Source organism: Streptomyces sp. NPDC005423, from assembly GCF_040606415.1.
GTDB lineage: Bacteria > Actinomycetota > Actinomycetes > Streptomycetales > Streptomycetaceae > Streptomyces.
The window spans coordinates 1-25,165 of sequence record NZ_JBEXET010000066.1; the positions used below are offsets into that span (position 1 = coordinate 1).

General features: G+C 68.7%; 20 protein-coding genes and 2 pseudogenes. 11 read left to right on the plus strand and 11 right to left on the minus strand.

Annotated elements, in window-relative coordinates:
• Window positions 1-349: 349 nt before the first annotated feature.
• From ABZT12_RS36665 to ABZT12_RS36690, 6 genes are all read right to left on the minus strand, one after another.
• Window positions 350-2,218 (minus strand): RICIN domain-containing protein, encoded by a 1,869-nt coding sequence (locus tag ABZT12_RS36665; RefSeq protein WP_356393344.1) that lies wholly within the window; start codon window positions 2,216-2,218, stop codon window positions 350-352.
• A gap of 54 nt (window positions 2,219-2,272) precedes the next feature.
• Window positions 2,273-4,027, minus strand: coding sequence for a trehalase family glycosidase (locus tag ABZT12_RS36670; RefSeq protein ID WP_356393347.1), 1,755 nt, complete (start codon window positions 4,025-4,027; stop codon window positions 2,273-2,275).
• A 91-nt stretch (window positions 4,028-4,118) separates the two neighbouring features.
• The gene (locus ABZT12_RS36675) at window positions 4,119-4,958 is read right to left on the minus strand and encodes a carbohydrate ABC transporter permease (RefSeq protein ID WP_356393350.1); all 840 of its coding nucleotides are present in this window, start codon (window positions 4,956-4,958) and stop codon (window positions 4,119-4,121) included.
• Entirely contained in the window at window positions 4,955-5,926 is a 972-nt protein-coding gene (locus ABZT12_RS36680) for a sugar ABC transporter permease (protein WP_356393353.1), read from the minus strand. Before ABZT12_RS36680 ends, ABZT12_RS36675 begins: the two co-directional genes overlap by 4 nt.
• Window positions 5,927-5,946: 20 nt before the next feature.
• Window positions 5,947-7,194, minus strand: coding sequence for an extracellular solute-binding protein (locus ABZT12_RS36685; protein ID WP_356393357.1), 1,248 nt, complete (start codon window positions 7,192-7,194; stop codon window positions 5,947-5,949).
• A 201-nt stretch (window positions 7,195-7,395) separates the two neighbouring features.
• On the minus strand, window positions 7,396-8,427 hold the full coding sequence (locus ABZT12_RS36690; RefSeq protein WP_356393360.1) for a LacI family DNA-binding transcriptional regulator: 1,032 nt from the start codon (window positions 8,425-8,427) through the stop codon (window positions 7,396-7,398).
• A 1,084-nt stretch (window positions 8,428-9,511) separates the two neighbouring features.
• On the opposite strand from ABZT12_RS36690, the gene ABZT12_RS36695 reads away from it, so the two are divergent.
• The 4 genes from ABZT12_RS36695 to ABZT12_RS36710 all read left to right on the plus strand — a co-directional run bounded on the left by ABZT12_RS36695 (window position 9,512) and on the right by ABZT12_RS36710 (window position 13,770).
• Window positions 9,512-10,267: a (5-formylfuran-3-yl)methyl phosphate synthase gene (locus tag ABZT12_RS36695; protein WP_356393363.1), complete on the plus strand. Its 756-nt coding sequence runs from the start codon at window positions 9,512-9,514 to the stop codon at window positions 10,265-10,267.
• Window positions 10,268-10,275: 8 nt separating this feature from the next.
• Window positions 10,276-11,679, plus strand: a complete 1,404-nt coding sequence (locus tag ABZT12_RS36700) for an aldehyde dehydrogenase family protein (RefSeq protein ID WP_356393366.1) — start codon at window positions 10,276-10,278, stop codon at window positions 11,677-11,679.
• 2 nt (window positions 11,680-11,681) lie between these two features.
• Entirely contained in the window at window positions 11,682-12,785 is a 1,104-nt protein-coding gene (locus ABZT12_RS36705) for an NAD(P)-dependent alcohol dehydrogenase (protein WP_356393409.1), read from the plus strand.
• Between the two features lie 79 nt (window positions 12,786-12,864).
• Window positions 12,865-13,770 carry a class I SAM-dependent methyltransferase gene (locus tag ABZT12_RS36710; protein ID WP_356393369.1) on the plus strand — a complete coding sequence of 302 codons (906 nt, stop codon included), beginning with the start codon at window positions 12,865-12,867 and terminating at the stop codon, window positions 13,768-13,770.
• 559 nt (window positions 13,771-14,329) lie between these two features.
• Here the strand turns inward: ABZT12_RS36710 and ABZT12_RS36715 are convergent.
• Window positions 14,330-14,485: a hypothetical protein gene (locus ABZT12_RS36715; protein ID WP_010059700.1), complete on the minus strand. Its 156-nt coding sequence runs from the start codon at window positions 14,483-14,485 to the stop codon at window positions 14,330-14,332.
• Between the two features lie 171 nt (window positions 14,486-14,656).
• Between ABZT12_RS36715 and ABZT12_RS36720 the strand changes: the two are divergent.
• Window positions 14,657-15,064: pseudogene (locus ABZT12_RS36720) on the plus strand (GTP-binding protein); the annotation flags it as partial.
• 1,074 nt (window positions 15,065-16,138) lie between these two features.
• On the opposite strand, the gene ABZT12_RS36725 reads toward ABZT12_RS36720, so the two are convergent.
• Window positions 16,139-16,510, minus strand: coding sequence for a hypothetical protein (locus tag ABZT12_RS36725; RefSeq protein WP_356393372.1), 372 nt, complete (start codon window positions 16,508-16,510; stop codon window positions 16,139-16,141).
• A gap of 177 nt (window positions 16,511-16,687) precedes the next feature.
• On the opposite strand from ABZT12_RS36725, the gene ABZT12_RS36730 reads away from it, so the two are divergent.
• The gene (locus tag ABZT12_RS36730; protein ID WP_356393375.1) at window positions 16,688-17,215 is read left to right on the plus strand and encodes an STM3941 family protein; all 528 of its coding nucleotides are present in this window, start codon (window positions 16,688-16,690) and stop codon (window positions 17,213-17,215) included.
• A 179-nt stretch (window positions 17,216-17,394) separates the two neighbouring features.
• Here the strand turns inward: ABZT12_RS36730 and ABZT12_RS36735 are convergent, their stop codons facing one another.
• Window positions 17,395-18,348, minus strand: coding sequence for an NADP-dependent oxidoreductase (locus ABZT12_RS36735; protein ID WP_356393412.1), 954 nt, complete (start codon window positions 18,346-18,348; stop codon window positions 17,395-17,397).
• 125 nt (window positions 18,349-18,473) lie between these two features.
• Between ABZT12_RS36735 and ABZT12_RS36740 the strand changes: the two genes are divergently transcribed.
• The 3 genes from ABZT12_RS36740 (at window position 18,474) to ABZT12_RS36750 (ending at window position 22,326) form a co-directional block, all read left to right on the plus strand.
• Window positions 18,474-19,073, plus strand: a complete 600-nt coding sequence (locus ABZT12_RS36740; RefSeq protein ID WP_356393378.1) for a TetR/AcrR family transcriptional regulator — start codon at window positions 18,474-18,476, stop codon at window positions 19,071-19,073.
• Between the two features lie 253 nt (window positions 19,074-19,326).
• Window positions 19,327-21,639 (plus strand): molybdopterin-dependent oxidoreductase, encoded by a 2,313-nt coding sequence (locus ABZT12_RS36745; protein ID WP_356393380.1) that lies wholly within the window; start codon window positions 19,327-19,329, stop codon window positions 21,637-21,639.
• 135 nt (window positions 21,640-21,774) lie between these two features.
• Window positions 21,775-22,326 carry an EF-hand domain-containing protein gene (locus ABZT12_RS36750; RefSeq protein WP_356393383.1) on the plus strand — a complete coding sequence of 184 codons (552 nt, stop codon included), beginning with the start codon at window positions 21,775-21,777 and terminating at the stop codon, window positions 22,324-22,326.
• 60 nt (window positions 22,327-22,386) lie between these two features.
• Here the strand turns inward: ABZT12_RS36750 and ABZT12_RS36755 are convergent, their stop codons facing one another.
• On the minus strand, window positions 22,387-22,545 hold the full coding sequence (locus ABZT12_RS36755) for a hypothetical protein (protein ID WP_356393386.1): 159 nt from the start codon (window positions 22,543-22,545) through the stop codon (window positions 22,387-22,389).
• A 174-nt stretch (window positions 22,546-22,719) separates the two neighbouring features.
• Between ABZT12_RS36755 and ABZT12_RS36760 the strand changes: the two are divergent.
• Window positions 22,720-23,146 (plus strand): annotated as a pseudogene (locus tag ABZT12_RS36760) (aminoglycoside phosphotransferase family protein); the annotation flags it as partial.
• A gap of 308 nt (window positions 23,147-23,454) precedes the next feature.
• Here the strand turns inward: ABZT12_RS36760 and ABZT12_RS36765 are convergent.
• Window positions 23,455-24,477 carry a winged helix-turn-helix domain-containing protein gene (locus ABZT12_RS36765; protein ID WP_356393389.1) on the minus strand — a complete coding sequence of 341 codons (1,023 nt, stop codon included), beginning with the start codon at window positions 24,475-24,477 and terminating at the stop codon, window positions 23,455-23,457.
• Window positions 24,478-24,609: 132 nt separating this feature from the next.
• Between ABZT12_RS36765 and ABZT12_RS36770 the strand changes: the two genes are divergently transcribed.
• Window positions 24,610-25,008, plus strand: coding sequence for an SH3 domain-containing protein (locus ABZT12_RS36770; RefSeq protein WP_356393392.1), 399 nt, complete (start codon window positions 24,610-24,612; stop codon window positions 25,006-25,008).
• Window positions 25,009-25,165 lie beyond the last annotated feature (157 nt).

The following is a 25,165-nucleotide window of genomic DNA, read 5'->3' on the forward strand; positions in this document are numbered from 1 at the left end:
CGCGGGTGTCCACCCGAACGGGTGAGTGGTGAGTAACAACACAAACCCCCCGTTCCGTTGGGTTTTTCGGACATGAGTAGCCCGCGTCGCGGGCCGAGGCGCGGTGCCCCGTGCTGCTGTGGACGGTGAGCCGGCCGGGGAGCTTCGGCCGGATGCCCGTGGCCGTCATGATCCGCATCGGCGACGGTGGGGCCGCTCCCCCTTCACGGCCCCACCTGGCGCTCGGCCCGTGCCGTGCTCAACCCTCTCCGGCGTCCGGACTCAGCAGCTGGCGAGCCACTCGTGGGACAGCACCTTCAGGCCGGGGCCGCCGCTGGCGCCAGGGCACTATCGACACGGGTGACGGCAGTCAGCTCTTGCCGAGCAGCCGCCAGATCTGGTTCTTCTTCGAACTCAGTGCGCTCGCCGCGTCGCAGGTCCACTGGTGGATCAGCGCGCCGGCGGTGGTCGAGACGCCGGTGACGTCGAGGCACATGCCGCTGTGCACGGCGACGAGTTGGTAGTCGTGGCTGTTGCCGAGTGCGGTGACCGGGTTGAGGGTGAACTGCTGGTTGGTGGCGCCGTTGCAGGTGTACTGGATGACGGCGGCGCCGTCGGTGGTGGACGCCCCGGAGATGTCCAGGCACTTGCCGCTCAACTCGTTGACCACGGTGTAGGTGCCGGTCTTGCCGGTGACCGGCTTGAGGTCGAGCATCTGCTGGTAGCCGCCCTCGCAGTGGTACTGCTGGTACTGCGTGCCGTTGGCCGTGCTGACTCCAGTGTCGTCCAGGCACTGGCCGCTGTTCTGGCTGACGGCGACCGTGGAGACGGTCGTGTTGGACGGGGGCAGCAGGGTGACGGTGTAGCCGTCCTTGGCATTCGTCCACGGCAGGCTCACCGAGGCGGCGTTGCCGCTGACCGTGAGGGTCGTGTCGGCGATGGTCTCCGGGCCGGTGACGGCGGCCCCGCTGTTGTACGGAATGCGTTGGACGACAGCGCGGACCTGGCTGTTCGTCACGACGGACGTGGTGTTGAGCCCGGTCAGGTTGACAGTGACGGTGCCGGTGTTGCCGTTGCTGCCGAGCAGGATCTTGGCGTTCTTCGCGGTGTTGTCCTTGGTGGCCAGGCCGTCGGCGCCGGTGCCGGGGATCAGGTTGACGATGTTGCCGGTCTGGGAGCCGTAGTAGCGGTACGTGAACCACTCGCCGAGCGGCAGGTACTGGCCGGCGCTGTTCTTGGTGAGCAGGTTGGCCTCGGTGTCGTGCAGGGCAGTGCCGGAGGCCCAGTTGCCCCGCAGTCCGTCGGCGCCGGCGCGTTCCAGGCGGCCGATGAACCAGGCTCCGCCGCCCGGGGACTGCATGGACAGGGTGGCGTACTCGTTGATCTGGTAGGCGCGGGTGTTGGTCAACCCGGCTGCGGACAGGGTGGAGTTGGCGCGGCCGACGTCGGTGACGGGGTCGCCGGGTTCGTCGTGCCAGCTGTAGATGTCGGGGGCGACGTTGTTCGCCTTGACGTAGGTCAGGTACGTCGTCCACCAGCTGTTGGAGGAGTTGGGCTGGCCCGCGATGCTGGGGCCGACGATGAGCTGCGAGGGGAAGGCGGCGCGCACCTTGGCGTAGAAGCGCGACCACATCTGGAGGTACTGCGTCTGCGAGGCGCCCCAGAAGCCGCTGCCGTCGGGCTCGTTCCACAGGTCCCACTGGACCGTCATGTTGTTGGCCTTGACGTCATTGATGAGCTGGGTGACGAAGGCGTCGAACTGCGTCCAGTTGCCGTTGTCGCCTGGCCAGCCCTGGCTGGTGGTGCCGTCGGCGCCCCACAGGTCGTGCGGGAGCAGCACGAAGGTGCCGCCGAGGGCGGCGGTTCGCTTGTACTGGGCCAGGGTGGAGTTCCAGCGGGTCTGGTAGTCGGCGAGGCTGGTGGCGTAGCCGCCGCTGTTGAGCTGGGCGCCCCCGGCCCGCATGAAGTGCCACTTGATGTCGGTGAGGAAGTGGTCCTGCGGCAGGGAGCCGTCCGGGGTCATCCCGTAGATCATGCCGGAGGCGTGGTAGGTGGGGGCGCCGCCGGCGGTGGAGAAGTCGACGGTGACGGAGGTGTCCGCGGCGTGGGCCGTGGTCGCGGGGAGCGTGAGGGCGGCGAACGAGGCGAGGATCGCCGCGGCAACGGCGGTCCTGCCGCCTCTCGGGACGGGTGGTCTGCCGGTGCGTTCGGCTGGGAAAGGGAAGCGGAGTATACGCATGTGCGGGTCTCCCGAAGGGGGAACTTCCTGGGCGCGGCTCGCCCAGGGGGTATGTCAGCCGACGGCCTCCGTGGCCTCGGCGCGCCTGAGCTCGTGGGCTTCGGCGAGGAGCAGGTAACTGCTGGCGGTCCAGGTGTAGGCGCGGTCGCGCAGGCCCGCGCCGGTGAGGGCGTCGAAGTTCTCGGCGAAACCCGAGGTCTCGCACAACGCCCGGAAGCGGTCGCTGATCTCGTCCGCGAGACGGTCGTGTCCTGCGCGGCGCAGGCCGTCCTCGATCAGGACGGTGGACGGGGCCCAGATCGGACCGCGCCAGTAACCGTCGGCCAAGTAGTGCGGTGAGGTGGGCAGTTCGGTGGCGAGGCCGTGCGCGGTGAGGTGGGTCTCGATGCGTTCGGCCAGCGCGTCGCCGATGTGCCCGGGAAGGTGCTCGCCGAGCACGACGGGCATCAGGTCGAGCAGGCTGGAGCTGGTCCAGGTGGCCCCGCTGTGTGCCGAGCGGGCGAGGAACCGATCTTCGGTCCACAGCTCGTCGAACAGTGCCGCCTGTGTCGCGTCGGCCGTCCGGGTCCACTTGCGCGTGTCGTGCGGCAGCCTCAACTCGTCTGCCAGTGCAGCGAGTTCGCGTAGTTGGAGGATGAGGAAGGCGGCCAGGTCGGCGCTGACGATCACGCGTTCGGGGTCGAAGGTCGTGGCGTTGTCCCAGCCGCTGTCGTTGCCGTGCTGGTAGTGCGGGAGGGCGTCCTCGGGTGCGCGCCGCATGGTGAGCCAGAAGTCCGTCCAGCGGGCGAGTCGGTCGTAGACCTCGGTCAACTCGGCCTCGTCGAGCGGCTCGTGCAGCCGTCTGCGCAGGTGTCGCAGGGCCCAGCCGTGGATGGGGGGCTTGACGAAGTTGTAGAGGATCTCCGAGTGGGTCACGGAGTCGGGCAGGGCGCCGGCCTCGTCCTGGTGGTCGAAGGGCAGCGAGAACTGGTCCAGGGCGAGTCCGGGCGAACCGGGCGCCAGGGCAAGGGCGTTGAAGCAGTGGTCCCAGCTCCACACCTTGTCCATCCAGTGCTTCGACATCAGCACGGCCGGCCGGGTGACGAAGCCGCCTGGCCGGACGGTCGCCGACCACAGCACGTAGGCGGCGAGTTCCGCCGCAGGGGTTCTGGACGAACGCCAGGGTGCGGCGGTGTCGACGAAGGAGGCGAAGGCGCCGTGCGCAACGTCCACGATCTGATCGAAGGACGCCGAGGACCCGTACGGGCGGCGCGCGGTCTCGTACTCCTCGACCGCGAGCTCCCAGGCCGCGCCTGTCCCGGCGTCGATCGTGAGACCTCGCGCGGCGCTGCCCAGGCTCTGCGTGCCGGACGCCTCGGTCACGGTCCCGGCCAGGACGGTGACGCGGTAGCGCCGCCCGGTCTCGTACGAGGTGAACACATAGGCGCCTGCGCCGGGTTCAGGGTAGAAGTAGGTGCCGCTGAAGGGGGTGAGCGTGGCCGCCGCCGCGCCTATGTGCAGGCCCAGCCCGTCGCCGCGCAGGCGTACGGTGTCCGGCGATTCGTAGGCGAGGTCGATGCGGCCTTCGGTACCGGTCCAGCTGAGCAGGCTCGGGGTCGCGTGCGGCTCGGCGTCGGCGCGGTCGCCGCTGTTCGTGTCGAGCGGGACGAGGCGCAGCACGGCGTGCATGCCGTTCTGGTGCGAGACGAGATGGAGGTCGTCGGCGATCGTCTTCTCCGCCACCACGGGCGAGATACCGAACCATGAGCCGCGGGTGCTGAACGGGATGTCATGGACGGAGAAGGCCGGGCCGGACGGGGCGGCGGTCATGCAGCGTGACTCGTTTCTGGAGCAGGGGTGATCGGCACGTGGACAGGGGTGATCAGCTCAAGGGTGAGCAGGAATCAGGAATGGGGAGCCGTCAGTCCTTGACGGCGCCGGCGGTGACGCCGGCGGCGACGTAGCGCTGGGCGAGGACGAGGATCACCGTGGCGGGCAGCGAGGCCACGACGGCGGTGGCCATGATGGCGTTCCACTCCTGGTTGTTGTTGCCGATGTAGTGGTAGATGCCGAGGGTGATCGGTTCGTGCGCGCCGCCGTTGGCGAGGGTGCTGGCGAAGACGAAGTCGGACCAGGACCACAGGAACGCGAACAGGGACACCGTGACGACGGCGTTGCGGCTCATGGGCAGCACGATCGACCAGAAGGTGCGCACGGGCCCGGCCCCGTCCGTCTTCGCGGCCTGGAGCAGTTCGCCGGGGATGCCGGACATGAACGCGGTGAAGATCAGTACCGCGAACGGCACGGCCAGCGTGGAGTCGGCGACGATCAGGCCGGGCACCGACTGGAGCAGGCCGAGGCTGAGATAGATGGCGTAGAAGCCCATCGCCATGATGATGCCGGGGATCATCTGGGCGACCAGGAGGAGGAAACTCAGCACGCCGCCGCCGCGTGGGCGGAGCTTGGCGAGTGCGTAGCCCGCGGGCGCGGCCAGTGCCACGGTGACGACGACCGTCCCCAGACCGATGACGAGGCTGGTGCCCAGGTAGGGCAACTGCTGGTCCAGGACGGCTCGGTAGCCCTCCAGGGTGCCGTGCAGGGGGATCAGGTCAGGTGGGCTCTTGCGCATGTCCTGGTCGCGGGTGAAGGACACGTTGAGCATCCAGTAGACCGGGAAGAGCATCACCGCGGTGAACAGGACGCCGATGGCAGTCTGCCACCACGTGCGGTTGGTGCGCCGGTTCCTGACCGTGCCGCTCATGACAGTGCCTGCTTCCGCTGGACTCGGACGTAGACCAGGCCGAACACCAGGGCGGCGACCACGAGCAGGTTTCCTACGGCCGCTCCCGGGCCGAAGGCCGGCAGCAGGTTGCCGAAGCCGAGTTGGTAGGACCAGGTGGCGAAGGTGGTGGAGGAGTCGGCCGGGCCGCCCTTGGTCATGATCCAGATGATGTCGAAGACCTTGAGTGTGTAGACGAGGCCGAGCAGGAGGGTGATCGCGGACACCGGGCGGAGCAGCGGGAAGGTGATCCGCCAGAACCGCTGGCAGGCGTTCGCGCCGTCGAGGGCGGCGGCTTCGTAGAGGCTCGCGGGGATGGACTGGAGGCCGCTGTGGAGGACCACCAGGTTGAACGGGACGCCGATCCAGATGTTCGCGATGATCACCGAGGCGAGCGACCAGCCCGGTGCGGTAAGCCAGTTGACCGGTCCGATGCCGACGGCGTGCAGGACGGCGTTGACGACACCGGAGTCGCTGTTGAGCATCCACGACCAGGTGGACGCCGACACGATCAGCGGGAGCAGCCAGGGCACCAGGAAGAGGGCCCGCAGGGTCGCGGAGAGCCGGAAGCGCTGGTTGAAGAAGACCGCGAGGGCCAGGCCGATGGCGTACTGGAAGACCAGACACACGGTGGTGAAGACCACGGTGTGGAGCAGGGCCGGGGCGAAGGTCGGATCGTCGAGGACCGTGCGGTAGTTGGCCAGGCCCGTGAAGGGGGCGTCGCCCTGCACGAAGGACCGGACCGTGTAGTTGCGCAGGCTCAGGTCGATGTTGCGGTAGAGGGGATAGGCGTAGAAGAGGACGAGGTAGAGGGTCACCGGGGTGAGGAAGCCCCAGGCGGCCCACTGCTGGGAGGTGGAGCGACGCCGTGCCCGGAGCGGTGCGGTGGGGGCCGGACCGCTGTGGTGGCGTACGGGCCGCCGTTGTGGCACTTGGGTCATGGGACTCATCAACTGGCTCTGGTCTCTGGCTACTTGACGGCCGACTGGGCGGCGGACAGTGCGTCCTTCGGCGACTTCGAGCCGCTGAGCGCGGACTGGACCGCCTTCCACAACTGCTCGGAGATCTTGGGGTACTTGGTGTCCAGGTCGTCGCTGGTGCGCCCCTTGGCCGCCTTGACCGCGTCGACCCAGGGCTTCCACTCGGCGTTCGCCACGACCTGCTTGTCCTGGACCTCGGTCGTGGGTGCCACGTACGACAGTGTGGTGTCGGTGTTGAGGAGGTTGTCGGTGCTGGTCAGGCAGGTCACGATCTTCTGGGAGGTGGCATAGCGGTCGGTCTTGCCCTGGACCGGGATGGTGACGAACTCGCCGCCTGTCGGGGCCGCCGCGTTGCCGCCGTCGGCTGCGGGAACGGGGACGACTCCGTACTCAAGGCCGGCCTTCTTGGCGTTGGCGAGCTGCCAGGTGCCGTTCTCGCTGAAGGCGTAGTCTCCGGTCGCGAACTCCTGCCAGCTGGTCGTCTGGGTGTTGTTGAGGACCGAATTCGGGGCGTAGCCGTTCTTCAGCCAGTCCTGCCACAGCGTCAGCGAGGAGACCGCCCTGTCGGAGTCGAGCGCGGTCAGCTCGGCGCCCGATCCCCAGAACCAGGGCAGGAACTGGAAGGTGCCCTCCTCGGTGCCGATCGCGGAGAACGTGATGCCTTTCTTGCCCGCCTTCTTGACCTTCGCGAGTGCGGCGGTCAGCGACTTCCAGTCCTTGACCGAGGCGATGTCGACCCCGGCCTGCTTCAGCACCGCCTTGTTGTAGTACAGGGCGAGGGTGTTGGCGCCGATCGGCATGCCGTAGGTCTTTCCGCCCGCCTGTCCGGCGGCGAGGAGGTTGGGGTTCACCTTCGACGTGTCCAGCTTGTTGTCCTCGGTCGTGGTGAGGACGCCGGCCTCGGCCAGGGTCGACACGACCGGGTTGTCGACGATGAGGACGTCGGCGGAGTTGTCCTGCTGGGCGGCCAGCAACGCCTTGTTCGCCAGGTCGCTGGTGTCGAACGCGGTCCGCTTGATCTTCACTCCGGCCTTGGTGCCACAGGTGTCGAGCAGCTTGGCCCACGCGGAGGTCTTTTCGAACTGCGGGTACGGGTCCCAGATCGTGTAGGTGCCGCTGTCCGCGGCCTTGGTGCCGGTGCTGCCCGAACCGGAGGAACAAGCGGTCGCGGTGCCGGCGATGGCGAGGACCGTCACCGTCGCGGCGGTGAGGCGAAGTCGTCGGAGGGAGCTGTGCATTGCGCGTTCCTTCGTTTTTGGCACGGGTGTGCCGAGGGAGGGTGACGAGGGGGGAAGTGGGCACGCCGAACAGCCACGGCGCGACCAGGGGCACAGGGATGCCCGTGATCCCTGGTCAGGAGGTGGTGCGGGGAGGAGTGAGGTCAGGGGGTCTCGGCCGACGGCGTGCCGGTGCCGGGCCCCGTGCGGGGAGGGGTGACGTCAGCGGGCCTCGGTGGACGGCGTACCGATGCCGGGGCCCGTGCTGGCACGGAGCGAGATCGGTGGTGCGAGCAGGTGGTGCCGGGGCGTGGCGTCGGGCCGGTCGATCCGCTCGACGAGGAGGTCGACGGCGTGTCGTCCCATCTCCTCCGCCGGGACGTTCGCCGCGGTGAGCTGCGGGGTGACCGTCTCCGCCCACCGCCCGGCCACGACTCCGGTGACGGAGAAGTCGCGCGGTACATGGCGGCCGGCCTGCGACAGCCCGCGGTACAGGCCGCCGAGCGCGGCCTCGTTGAGGGTGACCAGGGCTGAGGTGGCCGGGTCCTCGTGCAGGATCTGCTCCAGGCACGCCTGGCCGGATGCCGCGTCGTCCCCGCAGCAGTACGTCCGCACGGTCAGCCCGCGCTCGGCCGCGGCCTTGGTGAAGCCGTCGAGCCCGCGGTGGGCCGACTCGTATCCGGCCCGAAGGAGTTGCTCGGGACGGTTGACGAAGGCGACCCTGCGGTGGCCGAGGTCCGCGAGGTGGTGCACGCATGCCGCCGCCAGCGCGGTGTGGTCCAGGCCAACCCACCAGGTGCCTTCGGGATGCGCGGTGCGGCCGATGGCGACGGAGGGGAAGCCGAGGGCGGCCAGGTGATCGACCCGGTCGTCCTCCAGTCTGATCTCCATCAGGATCGCGCCGTCGACCCGCCGCTCCCCCAGCATCCGCTGGAACGAGCGGTCGCTGTCGACGCCGCTGGGCGAGAGCAACACGTCGTAGTCGTGAGCCGCGGCGGCCTCCACCACGCTGCCGATGAAGTCGAGTTGCATTCCGGTGTAGTGGTTGCCGGCCGGCGGGAAGACCAGGCCGATCGTGTTGGTGCGGCCGTTGGCCAGCGCGCGTGCACTGGCGTTGGGCCGGTAGCCCAGTTCGTCGATGACGCGCTGGATCTTCCGGCGGGTCTCCTCCGACACCGGGCGCTTACCGCTCAGCGCGACGGACACGGTGCTCCGCGAGACACCGGCCCGCCGGGCGATCTCACCGATGTTCACAGGCACTCCCTGGATGGATCGAACCGGTTCGATGTTGCGCAGGGCGACAGCCGGTCATCGAACCGGTTCGCGTGAAGTGAAGGTAGGAACAACCCCGGCACCTGTCAACACCTCGGACAGCGGATTCCGTAAGACCTCTGAAACCCGCCGTACTCGGCACAGGTTCCATATGTCGGGGGATTGCTGGCCGCTTTCCTCGGTGCTAGTGCCGCGGCAGGCAACGTTTGCCCGTGAAGGAGCGGCGTCAGGTGCGTGCTCTCGGTGGGCCGGCCGGAAGTCCTCGTACTGGTCGTACTCGGGCTTTCGGCCGGGGCGGCGAGAGTGCGTGCATGGCGTCGCGACGGGGCGAATGTTGCCTGTTGCGGCACTAGCTTCGCCGACCCGGTTCGACTCCCTCCGCCCCACCACCCGCACGCCACGGCTGCCCTCCTGGCCGGCGGTACTCACCCTGGCGGCCGTTGGCCCGACCGGGGCTGGAAAGGAGGCGTGGGTGAACCGGCACCGTGGCCCCTCAAGGATGAGGAACGTAATCCATGCCATCCGCTCACAGATCCCGCCGCCGAGTCTCGGCCGCCGCAGCCCTGGCCGGTCGGCGCGGGCCTGCTGGCCGCGCCGCCAGTCCCCGCGCGGGCGGCCGAGGCGCGCCAGCCCGCCGCCCGCGACACCTTCGACCAGGACGACCTCGCCTCGGGGAAGATCACCGACAGCTCCGGAAACGCTCTGACGGCGAGCCTGGTGAACGGCGACGGGAGCCTCTTCGTCGGATCCACCAGTTCGGGTATGCCGCAGGCCTCCAGGTGCACGGTGGCCGGCAACCCTGCCATACCGACTGTCAGCCGCCACAAGGGCAGACCGATTGTCACCAATGCCCCGAGTTATTCACCACCCGGGTGAAGTGTTGCCTGTGGGATGGTTTGCACCGGTATCTACGGCGCACCGGCTTGGACATGAGCACCCTATGGGCACTCTGTGCGCCCTTCCGGTTCCCCACGGTGACGGAAATGATGAGCGCACCGCACATGAGCCAGGTGATCCGCGGTCCCCTGTCCCTCGGCCGGGCGGACTGGCGGCGAAGGAGGTCAGGGTGTTGCTTCTCATCTCCCCGGACGGTGTCGAGGAGGCTCTCGATTGCGCGAAGGCTGCGGAGCATCTCGACATCGTCGACGTCAAGAAGCCTGATGAGGGCTCTCTCGGCGCGAACTTCCCCTGGGTCATCAGGGAGATCCGCGATGCGGTCCCGGCGGACAAGCCGGTGTCCGCGACCGTGGGGGATGTCCCGTACAAGCCCGGCACAGTGGCCCAGGCTGCGCTCGGCGCGGTCGTCTCGGGGGCCACCTACATCAAGGTCGGCCTATACGGGTGCACGACGCCCGATCAGGGCATCGAGGTCATGCGTGCGGTCGTCCGTGCGGTGAAGGACCACCGCCCCGAAGCGCTCGTCGTCGCCTCCGGATACGCCGACGCTCACCGCATCGGCTGCGTCAACCCGCTCGCCCTGCCCGACATCGCCGCCCGATCCGGGGCCGACGCGGCCATGCTCGACACCGCCGTCAAGGACGGGTCGCGGCTGTTCGACCACGTTCCGCCGGACGTCTGTGCCGAGTTCGTCCGGCTGGCCCACGCGTCCGGTCTGCTCGCCGCCCTCGCGGGCAGTGTCAAACAGACCGACCTCGGTCCGCTGACCCGCATCGGCACGGACATCGTGGGCGTGCGCGGAGCGGTCTGCGAGGGTGGCGACCGCAACGCCGGAAGGATTCAGCCGCATCTGGTGGCCGCCTTCCGGGCGGAGATGGACCGGCAGGCCCGGGAGCACTCGGCCGGCGTCCCCGCGGTGGACTGACCACCGGCATGCCGACATCCGAGTCCGATCGCGTTCCCGGACGTCAACCCGCGCGTTTCGCCGTCGTCGACCCGGCCACCGGGGAGACCTTCGACGAGGCCCCCGACCAGCAGCCGGACGAGTTGGACGCCGTGGTCGACCGGGCCCACCGGGCCTGGCACGGCTGGCGGGCCGACCCCGTCGTACGCACCACTGCGTTGCGCGTGGCGGCCAACGCCGTGGAGGCGGCCGGCGATGACCTCGCTCGGTTGCTCACCCGGGAACAGGGCAAGCCCCTGGCCGAGTCGCACGCGGAGGTCGCCCGTACGGCGGCTCGCCTGCGCTACTTCGCCGACCTGGCCCCCAGAACCCGGCGGATCACCGACGGCCGGCCGGTACACAGCGAGATCCGCTGGCGATCCCTCGGACCTGTCGCGGCGATCGTGCCGTGGAACTTTCCCCTCCAGCTCGCGGCGGCGAAGTTCGCGCCCGCACTCGTGGCGGGCAACACCGTGGTCCTCAAACCATCCCCGTTCACCCCCCTAGCCACCCGGCTGCTCGGCTCCGTCCTCGCCACCGCCCTGCCCGAGGACGTCCTGACCGTCGTCACCGGCCGCGAACCACTCGGCGCCCGCCTCGCTTCCCACCCGGGCATCCGCCACGTCACCTTCACAGGCTCGGTACCCACCGGGCGGGCCGTCGCCGAAGCGGCGGCGGCCTCGCTCGCCCGGGTCACACTGGAACTGGGCGGTAACGACGCCGCCGTCCTGCTGGAGGACGTCGAGGTGGCCCGGATCGCGGACCGGCTGTTCTGGGCCGCGTTCCGCAACTGCGGGCAGGTCTGCATGGCGGTCAAACGCGTCTACGCTCCGGCCCAGCTCCACGCCGAAGTCGTCGAAGCCCTTGCCCAGCGCGCGAAGACCGTCGCCGTCGGCTCCGGCCTGAACCCTGAAACCCGGCTGGGCCCGGTCAACAACGCCCCCCAGCTGGCCCGGGTCGAGCAGGTCACGAAGCAGGCCCTGGCGGACGGGGCCCGGGCGGCGGCCGGCGGCCACCGGCTGGAGGGGCCCGGTTACTTCTTCGCTCCCACGATCCTTACCGACGTCCCGCCCGGCAGCCCGGTGGTGACCAAGGAACAGTTCGGACCGGTCCTGCCGGTGCTGCCGTACCGCAGCCTCGACGAAGCCGTCGACGCGGCCAACGGCACCGGCTTCGGCCTGGGCGGCTCCGTATGGGGCACCGATCTCGACCGGGCCGGGGCGGTGGCCGACCGGCTCGAATGCGGCACGGCCTGGATCAACCACCACGCCGAACTGTCCCTCGCCCAGCCCTTCGCAGGCGTCAAGAACAGCGGTGTCGGCGTCGCCGGCGGGCCGTGGGGGCTCTACGGCAACCTCCGGCCGTTCGTCGTCCACCGCCCGCAGGAGGCATGACGATGAGGTTCCAGGCGGCCGTACTGCGTTCGTACGAGGACCCCTTCGCGCTCGAGGAGGTGACCCTGCACACGGAACCCGCAGACGGTGAGATCCTGGTCGAGATCGCGGGCTGCGGGATGTGCAGGACCGATCTCGCGGTCCGGCGATCGGCCGGCCGCAGCCCGCTGCCGGCGGTGCTCGGCCACGAGGGGGCCGGGGTCGTGGTGCGGACGGGCGGCGGCCCGGACACCGCGATCGGCGTCGGTGACCACGTCGTGCTGAGCTTCGACTCCTGCGGACACTGCCGCAACTGCCGCGGCGCGGCCCCCGCCTACTGCGACTCCTTCGCCTCCCTCAACCTCTTCGGAGGACGCGAGGAGGACCCGCCGCGGCTCACCGACACGACCGGGGGAGCGCTGGCCCCCTGGTTCGGCCAGTCCTCGTTCGCCGAGTACGCGCTCGTCCCTGCACGCAACGCCGTCCGGGTCGACCCCGCACTGCCCGTCGAACTGCTCGGGCCGCTCGGCTGCGGCTTCCTCACCGGCGCCGGAGCCGTACTGAACACCTTCAGCGCCGGCCCCGGCGACACCCTCGCGGTCTTCGGCGCGGGAGCGGTGGGCCTGGCCGCGGTGATGGCGGCCACCGCCGCTGGTGCGCTGACCGTGGCCGTCGACCGGCATCCCGGGCGGCTGGCCCTGGCCGAACGGTTCGGCGCGATCCCGCTGCCCGCCGAAACGGCCGGACTGCCCGAGCAGATCCGGCGCCTGACCGACGGCGGCGCGCAGTACGCGCTGGACACCACGGCCTCGTCCCCGCGCATCAACGACGCGCTCCGGGCACTGCGCCCGACCGGCAGCCTCGGCCTGGTGGCACGGCTCCACACCGCGCTGCCGCTCGACCCGGGCACGCTGGACCGAGGCCGCAGCATCCGCCACATCTGCGAAGGGGACGCCGTACCCGGACTGCTGATACCCCGGCTGACCGGGCTGTGGCAGGCCGGACGCTTCCCCTTCGACCAACTGATCCGCACCTACCCACTGGCCGACATCAACGAGGCCGAACGCGACTGCGACGCCGGCCGCGTGGTCAAACCCGTACTCCTTCCGGCGGGAAGAAGCCGATGAGTGAGGCACGCCGCACCGCAGCCTCACCGCATCCGACAAGCAGGCACCTCGCGCCCCCACTCCCACCAACGGAGGAAACATGGTCGGCACGGCACCTCAGCACACGGACGCGGAAGGCGTGGACGCAGGCGTGGGGCTGACCGCACTCCTGGTCGCCGCGGCACGGGCGATCGAGACCCACCGCCACGACAGTCTGGCCCAGGACACCTACGCGGAACACTTCGTGCGCGCCGCCCCGGCGTGCGCGGACTGGCCAGTGCGCATCCAGCAGGTCCCGGACGGCGACGGCAACCCGCTGTGGGGGCGGTTCGCCCGCTACTTCGGCCTGCGGACCAGGGTCCTCGACGACTTCCTCCTCCGGACGGTCCGTACGAGCGCCCGTCAAGTCGTCCTGCTGGGCGCGGGGTTGGATACCCGCGCCTTCCGCCTGGACTGGCCGTCCGACTGCGTGGTCTTCGAGATCGACAGAGCGGGCGTGCTGGCGTTCAAGCACCAGGTGCTCAAGGACCTGTCGGCCACCCCCAAGGTGAAGCGCGTCCCCGTACCGGCCGACCTGCGCGCCGACTGGGTCACCGCGCTGACCACCGCCGGCCTCGACCCGGTCGCACCGAGCGTCTGGCTGGCCGAGGGACTCCTCTTCTACCTGCCAGGCCCCGCCGAGACGTACCTCATCGACACGGTGGACCGGCTGACCACCGAAGGCAGCGCACTGGCCTTCGAAGCCAAGCTGGAGAAGGACCTGCTGGAATACCGCGACAGCCCGATCTACACGGCGACGCGAGAACAGATCGGCATCGACCTGCTTCACCTCTTCGACAAGGGACCACGACCCGACTCCGCGGGTGACTTGACGGCCAAGGGCTGGTCCACCTCGGTACACACCCCCTTCGACTTCACCCGCCGGCACGGACGTGGCCCCCTGCCCGAGCCGAACGACGCACTGGAGGGGAACCGGTGGGTGTTCGCGCACAAGCCCTCGCCCTGACGTCCGCAACGCTCACGACGTCCGCCCGCAGGCTAGGGGCGGGGCCCGCCGGCGTCGGCTATCTCACCGCAACCGTCTCCTGGGATGCTTTCCCGGGGCACACCCCCGACGACGTGCAGAGCGGCATCGGCGTCGTGGACAACACGCTCCTCCTGGACGGGCCCGAGCGCACGGTGGTCCGGAGCCCGTTCCACCCTGCGCCCAAGCGCTCCTGCACGGGGTTCAGCTTGATCGGGCGGGCACTCTGGGCACCGATGCAGCACGCCCGTCACTTCCTGACCAAAGCGGCAGCATCCGCCTCACCCCGCAGCCAGGCTCTGCCCTCGACGACCGGCGGGCAGGGCCCGGCTCAGGGCAAACCCATCGCCAACGAGACAGGGCGGGGTCGGCGCATGGCCCCGCCCACGGGGTTCCCAACGGTCTCTCTAGTGCTGTGGCCGGGCTCTCACCTCGTCCCGGCCTCGACTGGTCCAGAAGCTCCTCACGGTGTGGACTTTCCGACACGGAGGGAGTCATGGACACGCCACTCGCCACAGAGAGTTGGTGAGGCGCCCTTACTTTAAAAGAAGTGCTTGCGTCCACCGACCGCGCGACCGGTCGCACCCAGGATCCACAGGATGGCGCCAACCAGAATGAGGATGCCGCCGATCGTCGTCAACAGACCCATGCCGACAAGCAGGCCGATGATCAGCAGAATAAGCCCAAGAATGATCATTTTAAACCCCATCGTCAATTCCGGCTCAGGCGCGTGTGCGCATGAGCTTCACAAGGGCCTGAGTTGGCCCCTTGGTGGGTAGATCCCGACCAGCTCCGAATGCCTGGACCTCGGTGCGACAGCCCTTGTGCCCGGCGACATGGTGTTCACGCCCTCCTTCGAAACTTCGTTCAGTACGCCATCGCCTCGACCGTCCTCTGCTCCGGAAGGTCATTCCACCCCGGACCGGTTCGGACGTTGGTGACGGAGGCACCGGGCAGCGGCGCCTGCGGGCAGGTCCTCAGGTCCAAGGGCTTCTTCACCCTCGCCAGCCGGCCCTGGGTGAAGGGACTGTGGCCGCAGGCCGGTTCGGTGGCTCGCTTCGAGCCTTCCTGCTCGTGACACCGCCAGCCCTTATGCGCAGGAACTCGTCTTCATCGGCACCCAGATGGACGCAGAGCTACTGCGGGCCGACCAGAACGGCTGCCTCATGCAGGAAGGCGTAGCTCTGCCCGCTTCCGATCCTTCCCTGCCTGGGACACCTACGGCTCCTGCGAGAGCTGCGCGCATGAGCACGACCCCCTCACCACGGTGACGGGGCACTGGAACTCCGGGTCGGTCGGTGGTCGCAGCCACGGCGGAGCTTCAATGGTCCCTGACACGAGACTTTTCTGACGCCAGCCCCGCCCTGCCTCCCCGCGGGGTTCCGTCGTCTCACGGCTGCAATGTTGACAGCGGATGCGATCGCAAATCCGTCGTCCCCCCAAGCAACGCAGGAACCTGACTGAGTGAGGAGCCGAACGCGTCCTGTGCGCCGGCGCGTTCGACCTCACGGCGAAGCCGCACCGGAGTGCTCCGGTGCGGCTTCGCCATCTCACGGATCCGCGCAGAGATCCCGCCCGGACGGACCTCGGTGGGGTCTCGCCGTATCACCCGCATATCACACAGCCATCACCGACTGGTCAGACCCACCCGGACCAAGAGGCTCTGACCTGCAATTCCATGCCCTCACTGGACTGGCATAGACGCCCCTGGACGATCTTCACAACCTGTGCCATGTGGGACCGGATAGCGCCGTCGCCCAAAGTGGTCCGGTCCACGATCAGCAGTGGGCCCCCGCCGCCGGCCTTCCAGACCGCGCCCCGACCGCGGGAGGCCACAAAGCGCTCCAGAGATCCCGACACCGCCCCCACCTGACAACCAATCACCGTCGCGTGAGCATCGCCCGGCAAGAAGAACCCCCAGCACGCCATCGCGACGATCGCCTTCTTCCAGGACCACCGCATCGCAGCCACCCGCCCAGTAGTCATCCCCAGGCTTCGCCGGGTCAGCGGCCCCCAACACCCCTGCGGCCCGTCCAAGACGGCCACGCGCGCCGAGGTATCACGCGTCATCTCGCTCGCCGCCTGTCCCCGGCTACCAACCAAACCATCGCGGTACAACACGCCCCACTACCACCAAGATCCGGACCATACGCGGGCCAACTCCCCACATTGAACGCGCCGGACCGACATCCTTGCTGGTCAGAAGGCTGTACCGCCTGTACCACCAGCAGACGAAGAATCTCCTCGTGTCGTACTCACCGAAGAAGCTCGGGTTCTTCTAGACGTCGAAAGGACGCCTGAACAGGTGTTTCACCTGCCAGTGATTCACCTGCCAGGCGCCATCGACTCCTCAAGCAGGCTGATGGCATGGTTCCGCGCCTCGGCCGGAAACTTGGCGTAGTAGCGGAAGAGGACCTGGATGCTCTGTCCGGCGCGGCATCGTGAACATGCGCGCCGCCGTGGTCCAGGCGAGAACGAGTTCGCGGTCGGCGTCCGTGTCGTAGGGCAGTTGGGCAGTTGGGCAGTTGGGCAGTTGGGCCCAGCGTGCCACCGACGGCAGGACCAGCGCCTGTACGACGAGGGTGGTCACGACGACGCCGGCGGTGACGAAGACGATGGTGTCGCGGTCGGGGAACGGTCCGCCGAAGTCGAGGGTACAGGGCACGCCCAGCGCGAGCGCCAGGGAGACGGCCCTGCGGAAACCGGCCAGAGCGCTGACCACGCGGACCCGGTGGCCCACGTGGCGCTCTCGCTGCTGCGGGCGCCGGTCCAGCGCTTCCGCGCGCTCGTCGTCGTACGGTTTCTGTTCCTGTTCGCCGCGCTGTACACCATCAGCGGCACCGCACGGCCTGCGAAAAGGCTTCCGCTGACGAGGTCTCTGATCCTATCGTCTCGACCCATGATCGAGAACGGCGTTCCCCTGCCACCGACGGTCTACCCGCTCGCCAAGGGACGTGTGTGGGCCATGCTGGTCGGCTCTCTGGTCTTCGTCGCTCTGGGCATTGTTTTCCTGGTCGTCCACAGCACCGTGAAGCTGACTGTGACGGGGGCGGTGGCCGTGCCCTTCTTCGGGTTCTGCTCGGTGATCATCTTCCAGCGTCTGCTCCGCGACCGACCGGAGATGGTGCTGGACGACGCGGGAGTGGACCACGCGAGGCTGGGCCGGTTCGGGTGGGACGAGATAGCCGCCGTGCGGATACGCGAGCAGCGGGTACGCAGCACCTCGCAGTTGTTCATCGAGCTGGTGCTGCACGATCCGGATGCCTATCTGACTCGTGCGCCCAAGCTCGTCCGCCACACCGCGTCCATGAACGCACGACTCGGTTTCGGTCCGGCCACCATGGCCACAAACACCTTGCTGGTACCGCCTGGGTCGGTCCTGGACGCGATGCGGCGGCACTGCCCCGGACTCGCAGTACAGCACTGAGCGCGCACGTTGGCCGACCGGCTGGTGCTGTCTCTTCGATCGGCGTCGGGACCGGATGAGGATGCCGGCCATGTTGGCCATGTGGAGAGCGGCCACCTGGTAGGTCGTGGCAGGGGCGGCGGGCCCAGGGCCACTCGGGGAAACGGTCCCAGAGTCCGCTACCACACAACCCGGAGCCCTCAGTGGCCCGCTCCCGCGGGCAGGAGCAGGAGCTTGCCGCGGGCCTGCCCGGTCAGGCTGATCTCAAGGGCCTCGCGCCAATCCGCGAGGGGGAAGGTTCCGGCGACCGGCACGGTGAACCTGCCGTCGGCGGCCAGCCGTGCGAACTCGGGGAAGACGCCGAAGCGCTCGACGTCGGTCAGCGTCGCGGGGTCTTCGTGGAAGCTGTCGCGTACCCCGAGCTCCGCCGCCGCGGCCACGTCGGAGCAGGTCAGAACGCGCTCGGGATGTCCGCCGACGATCTCCACGAGTTCGGGCAGGGCGCCGTTGGGCGGCGCGGTGTCGAAGGCAAGGCCGACTTCGCCGACGCCGAGGGCTTTCACCCGCTCGGGCAACCCCTCGCCGTAGCCGACGACCGCGGCTCCGAGTTCGCGCAACCGCTCGGCGTAGGTCTCCCCGGCGGTCGCGATCACCCGCGCTCCGCGGACGAGGGCGATCTGGACGGCCGCGTAGCCGATGGTGGTGCCGGCGCCGTTGATCAGGATCGTGCTGTCCGCGGTCAGGCTGAGTCGCGCGAGGTGCCAGGACGCGGTGCTCAGCGCCATCGGGAGCGCGGCGGCCCGGGTGAGGTCCAGACCGTCGGGCACGGTGAACCAGTGGTCCATGACGGCACGGTCGGCCGCGCCGGCGCTCGGCTGGCCCGCGAAGTCGGCGGTACCGAACACGCGGTCGCCGACGGCCACGTCGGTGACGCCCGCGCCGACGGCATCGACGGTGCCCGAGACGTCGCAGCCGATGCCTCGCGGCAGGCTCCCGGGGAAAAGTCCGCGGCACAGCGCCCAGTCGGCCGGGGCCAGTCCGCACGCGTGCACGGCGACGCGGATACGGCCGGGTCCCGGCTCTGGCACGGGAACGGTCTCCAGGTGCAGGACGTCGGCGGGCTCGCCGTTCTCGTGGAAGCGCACCGTGCGCATGGTGCCCGGCGCGGAAGCGGGTTCGGCCATCAGGTCTCCTCCAGGGTTATTCGGAACGCGTTCCGTTTTGCTCGGCCCTAGACTAACCCGATGACCGACCCAATTGGAACGCGATCCGTTTAGCTATGACCAGCGACCCCTCCCCCGTTGCCCGCCAGCAGCTGCGCGCCGACGCCGCGCGCAACCGCGAAACAGTGCTCGCGGCGGCCACCCACGCCTTCGCCACCTCCGACACCGAGCCTTCGATGCGCGCGATCGCCAGGCAGGCGGGCGTGGGTGTCGCCACCGTCTACCGCCACTTCCCGACCCGGGAAGCGCTGGTCGACGCCGTGTATCAGGACCAGGTCGTCCGACTGACCGCAGGGGCAAGCGACTTGCTCGCCGACCATCCGCCCGCGCGGGCGCTGCGCCTGTGGATGGACCTGTTCGGAGAGTGGCAGGCCACCAAGCACGGCATGACCGAGACCCTGCTCGCCATGATCGATTCCGGCGAGATTTCCCTCGCTCACACACGGCAGAAGCTCCTGTCGGCCATCACCGCGATCCTCGACGCCGGCGCCGCCGCTGGAGACATCCGCGCCGACGCTCGCGCCGACGACGTCTCCGTCGGCATCCTCGGCATGCTCGCCGTCGCCGCCAAATCCGGAGAACCCGCCCAGGCCGGCCGCCTGCTCGACCTGCTCATGGACGGTCTCCGGCCGCACCCTGGTGCCACCAGGGACTGACGCTCCCCTCGCGACTGTGGGCGGTGCATGAGTACTTGTGAGTGCCATCGTTTGCCGACAGGTGTCTCCCTCCGATGCGAGTCGATGTGGCCGGGGCTTCCGTGCGGGCATTGGCAGTCGCGCGCACCGACGGGGTTGGGCAGCAGGCCGTCAGGGAAGTCTCCGTCCCGTGGGCCGTCGACTGAACTGAAGCCCCCGCAACGTGAGCAACCGTTGTCCGAGCGTAAGAAAACTTCAGGGATGGAGTTGATGCGTGGTGGAACGACGCATGTCGGTTGCGACGCATTGGGGCAGTTTTATCGCGGTGGTGGACTCCGGCCGGTTGGTGCGGATCGAGCCGAGGGGTGATGACCCCGCGCCGTCGCCTATAGGACCCGGAATGGTGGCGGCCGCCGACGACAGCGCTCGCGTATTGCGCCCCGCGGTGCGCAAAGGCTGGCTGAACGGCCTTCCGCGCGCCCACGACACGGCCAGAGGCGCGGACGCCTTCGTGGAGGTGAGCTGGGACGACGCGATCACGCTGGTGAGCGATGAACTCCGTCGAGTGCGTTCACAGCACGGGGACAGCGCGGTGTTCGGCGGATCCTATGGATGGGCGAGTGCGGGCGCGTTCCACAACGCGCAGGGTCAACTCCACCGGTTCCTGGCGTTGGGCGGGGGATACACCGACTCTCGCAACACGTACAGCACCGCGGCTTTGGAGGTCATCCTCCCCCATGTGATCGGCGGGCATCCGTGGAGCTACCAGTCCCGGATGCCGATGTGGGACGAGATCGCCGAGAACTGTGAGCTTGTGGTGGCGTTCGGAGGGCTGGCCCTCAAGAACAGCCAGATCAACCCTGGTGGGCTGGCCAGGCACCAGACGCAGAACCTACAGCGCCAGTGCCGTGCGGCCGGGGTGCGGTTCGTGAACGTCAGCCCCCTCCGCAGCGACGTCGCCGGCTTCCTCGACGCCGAGTGGCTGCCCGTCATCCCCAACACCGACACGGCCGCGATGCTCGGCATCGCACACACGATGCTGGTCAACGGGTGGCACGATGAGGACTTCCTCCGCCGGTGCTGCGTCGGGTTCAGCCGTTTCGTCTCCTACCTGGTCGGCGAGCTCGATGGCGTCCCGAAGGACGCTGCCTGGGCAGCGGAGATCACGGGCATCAGCCGCGAGGCGATCACCGATCTCGCTCGCCGCCTCACCACTCAGCGTTCTCTCATCATGGTCAACTACGCGGTGCAGCGGGCGGACCACGGCGAACAACCGATCTGGATGTCTGTCGTGCTGGCCGCCATGGCGGGCTCGATGGGTCGGCCTGGCTGCGGGTGGGGTGCGGGTTACGCGACGATGGACGCGACCGGCGTTGCCAGAGGCCGCGCTTTCGTGGCGACACCTCCCGAAGTTGCAAACCCCGTTCCGGATTTCATCCCTGTCGCAAGGATCGCCGACACCCTGCTGCATCCGGGTAAGACCATCGACTACGACGGCCGGCGCCTCACGTTGCCCGAGCTTCGCCTGATCTATTGGTGCGGAGGAAACCCGTTCCACCACCATCAAGACCTGCATCGGTTGACCCGCGCCTGGCAGACCCCTGACACGGTGGTGGTGCACGAAGCCTGGTGGAACACGACGGCCAAGTTCGCGGACATCGTCCTTCCCGTCGCCACCAGTTTGGAGCGCGACGACTTCGCCGCCGGATTCTCGGACCCCCATCTCGTCGCGATGCCGAAAGTCCGCGAGCCGGCGGGCGAGTCGCGCACCGACCACCAGATCTTCACCGCCTTGGCCTCCCGGCTCGGATACGAGCAGAAGTTCACGGAGTCGCGCTCCGAGATCGAATGGGTGCGACACCTTTACGAGCAGACGGCGGCCGGACTCGGCGACGATGCCGCCTTACCGAGCTTCGACGACTTCTGGCGAAGCTCCGCCGCTGAGCTGCCGTCATTGACCGGACCGTTTCCCGGCAGCTTCGAGGCGCTTCGCTCAGATCCGCAGCGTTTTCCCCTGCTGACGCCCTCGGGCCGGATCGAAATCTTCTCCGAGGAAATCGACTCGTTCGGCTACGACGACTGCGCCGGGCATCCGACGTGGTTCGAACCAGTGGAATGGCTTCGTGCCGAACTTTCGGACCGATTCCCGCTGCATTTGATCTCGAATCAGCCCGCCTCACGCCTGCACAGCCAGTACGACAACGGTGGCCACAGCCTCAGTTCAAAGATCCGTGGCCGTGAGCCCGTGACGATCAATTCGCTGGACGCCGCGTCGCGCGGCATCGAGAACGGCATGATCGTAAGAGTCCACAACGACCGGGGAAGCTGTCTCGCGGGCGCGGTCCTGTCGGACGACGTCATGCCAGGCGTCGTACAACTGTCCACGGGAGCGTGGTGGGATCCGGTGCAGCCGGGCCTGAGTGGAACATTGGACCGCCACGGCAATCCGAACGTTCTCACGGCGGATCGACCGTGTTCGCGTCTGTCCCAAGGACCGAGTGCCCTCAGTGCGCTGGTCGACGTCGAGCCCTACGACGGCCCTGTCACCGAGGTGCTCGCCTTCACACCACCACACCTCGAACATTGACACGAGAGCCCCCTGCCTCTTCGGGCACGTTTCCGAGTACATATCGTCAAGCGCGTAGCAAGCCCGCCCTGGCCGCCGAGAGGCTCTCCCCTACCCGTTTGCGCTTGCGTAATGACATGAATACTCTGCGCAATCGTGACTGCACTTCAAGACCTCAAGTACGGCCAGTGGTTCAGGGGCGCCGACGTCGACGGCGACGGGTTCATCACCCAGCGAGACGTCCGAATGATGAGCGAGCGCTACATCGCCGCCCGCGACACCGCGCCGAACTCCGCGACCGCCCGCCTGCTCACCGAGGGGATGGACGGGTTCTGGACGAACGTGATCGCCCCGATGGATCAGGACGGTGACGGGAAGGTCGATCTGCGGGAGATGACCGAAGGGTTCAAGCGGGTCCTGACCGACCCCGCCCTGTACCCGGAGCAGATCGAACCGGTGACCAACTGCTTCTTCGACCTCGTCGATCTCAACGGAGACGGCAAGATCGACCGGGCGGAGTTCCAGCAGATGTTCGACTCGGTCGCCGGCGTTCCCGGCGAGGACTGCGCCGCGGTCTTCGCCGCTTTGGACCGGGACGGCTCCGGGGCGCTGGACCGCGCCGAATTCCACCAGGCGGTCACGGAGTTCTTCTACGGCAACGATCCGGAAGCTCCTGCCAACCACCTGTTCGGCAGGGTCGCCGGCTGACGGCTCCAGATACGGCCGGGGAACCGCACGCCCACACCACTGCCGGTGTGGGCGTGCGGTTCATGTGGATCGCAGGACGCAGCGGACCGGGGTGGGGGTGGCGGCGGGGTCGGCCGGGTCGTTGTCGAAGGTGGTGACGCGTTTGAATACGGCGCCGGTGACGTCGAGTTCTCGCAGGACGGTGGCCAGGTTCTGGCGCTCACCGGCCGCATCCAGCACGCAGCACGCAGCACGCCGAGGATCGACCGCTCGGCCCGCACATTCGCGGCGGTGACGAAGTCCCGTCGCCCTTGTCGACGCGGTCAAGCCGTCGGAGCGGGACGCGGTCAGCCGCGTGATCGGACGCGATAAACCCGGCGACATCGGCGGCCATCCCCGGGACACTGGACGCCCCTGGACGAGGCCAAGGTCGTCGTCGCCCATTCCGAGCGCGCGACCCTGCGCGTCGGCGACGTGTTCCTGAAGGTGGACGCCGATCCGGCGCGCCTCGACGTCGACGTCGAGGCGATGTCCCTCGCGCCGGTCCCGACTCCGGAGGTCCTGTGGCGCAAGCCGTCCGTGCTCGCGACCGTCGCCCCTCCCGGGGACGACGCCCGGGCGCCTCGGCGGGCCGTCGAACGGGTCGCCGGCGGCGTGGGCCGCGGCGGGCGCCGCCATCCGGAAGCCGCACTACGCGCCGCTGCCGCCTCGGCCCGGCCGGGCAGGCCGGAGCATCGTCACGCTGGCGGCGGAACTTGACGACGAGTCCGAGTTGCTCATGACGAACGGCCTCCTGCCCGCCGACCTGGTCACCCACAACCGTCAGGTCGCCGAGGTCGCCTGGCCGTCGACAGCGCCGGGGTTGTACTTGCCGACAGGTTGGGCGTCACGAACGTAACCCTGAACCGCTCTTGGCTTCCCAGGTGGTGAGGTCAAGGTTGTTGACAGCCTGGATGGTGACGGTCCAACACCTCCGTCTGATCCTGTGCTCCGTCACAGAGGCAGGGGAACCAGCGCGATGGCCGTGGTCGTGATTTCGGTGCAACAGGACGAGGGCTTCCCCTTGATCCGTGCACGGCGCGATGCACGGTGCCGTTCATCGTGCGGTGCCCGCCGGCGCATCAGCGCGTGCTCCATCGCGGGAGGTGCTCAGGTGCCGTGCAGGAGGAGGTTGAGGCCGGCGCTGGTGGGGGTGTGCACCGCGTTGTTGCGGTGTCTGAGAGTTGTTATCAGTCCGGCCTGCCGCAGGACAGTGGCGTGTTGGCTGGCTCCGGAGGGGCCGATGCCCAGCACGCCCGCGAGTTCGGCGGTGTTGCATCCGGGATGTGCGGCGATGGCATGCAGGACGGCGGCACGGGTCCGGCCCAGCAATGCGATCAGTGCCGCCGACGCGGTGCGGGACACGGACACCTCGGAGAACGGGGTCAGGGGGGTAGACAGCGCACCGTAGTTGGCCGGGTAGGTCAAGAACGGCTGGGGCTCCGCATCAGGGTCGATGACCGGTGCCTGTGATCCGAACAGCGACGGCACCAGCAGCAGCCCCCGGCCCATCAATCGCAGGTCACCCTCGATGCCGGAGGCCATGGCGATCTCCAGCGTCGGCGATCTCCACCGGACACGGGGCGGGTACAGGCCGGTCAGCAGGCGCTCGACGCCACCGTCGAGCATCTCGCGCATCCGCACGGCGCGATCGGCGGCGAGGCTGGTTGTCACGCAGGGCCAGTACGGACCCAGGACCGTAGCGTGCAGGACCTGCATGCTGTCCGCCAACTGCTGCAGCACGCGGGGATCATCGGCCAACTGCCGGGACCAGGACGGCAGCGGCTGGCGTCGCGCGAGGCCCGCCAGGGTCTGACGGATCTCCTGCGGTGGGGTGGAGCGGATCTGTTCCAGCAGCTCCTGTGGGCTGCCCGCTTGCCCGCGGGCCAGGAAGTCCGGCGTCCAACCGCGCGGGGGGATCAGCCCGAGGGCCAGGCGCGCCTGCGGGGGTAACCGGGCACGGGCCCGGCGCCGCCACACCTCGTACCGGACCGATTGACTCCGGTCCTGCAGAACCCGCACCGCGTTCGCCAGTTCCAACATCGGCCTCGGCCCCTCCGACACCCTGGTCCGGGCCAGATCGTCCGCCGTGAAATGGATCCGGTAGACCACGATTCCTCCGTCGCGAGCCATGCCTGGAGATCACCCGCGATTGTTTCAGGGGGCCGTGATTCAAGCCAGGTTGAAACAAGTCGGCATGCTTGTCCGGGTGGGACAGGCTGACGAAAGGACGCGGACACCACGCCCATTCTCAGGAGGAAGCTCATGACAGCAGGTAGCACGTTCAAGGGCACCAAGAGGAAGACCGTTCTCGCACTCGCCACGACCGGCCTCGCGCTGGCATCGAGCCTCGCGCTCGCCGCGCCGAGCCAGGCCACAGCCACGGTGAGCTGCAGCGGCTGGAGCCACAGCAACAAGGACAACGGTTCCGGTTCCTCCACCGGCGCCTACGCCCTGAAGTCCGGCCCCTACGCGGCCTGCTCGAACACCGGTCAGACGTACAACGGGACCTACCTCTACTACCACTGCTACACCGTCAACGACTACGGCAACACATGGACGTGGGCGCGGATCGCCGGCACCGGCACCGAGGGGTGGATCTCCGACGCCAATCTCACCCTCAACCCTGACGGCTTCACCCGCGGAGCCACTCAGCCCTGCTGAAAGGGAAGTTCGCGGGTTCACACAGCGTTCGCGGAGCGGAGACGCGATGCGTGACGCTCACCTTGGTCGGGGATGCGCGAGATGCTCGACGGTGGCGTCGAGCGCCTGCTGACCGGCCTGTACCCGCCCCGTGTCCGGTGGAGATCGCCGACGCTGG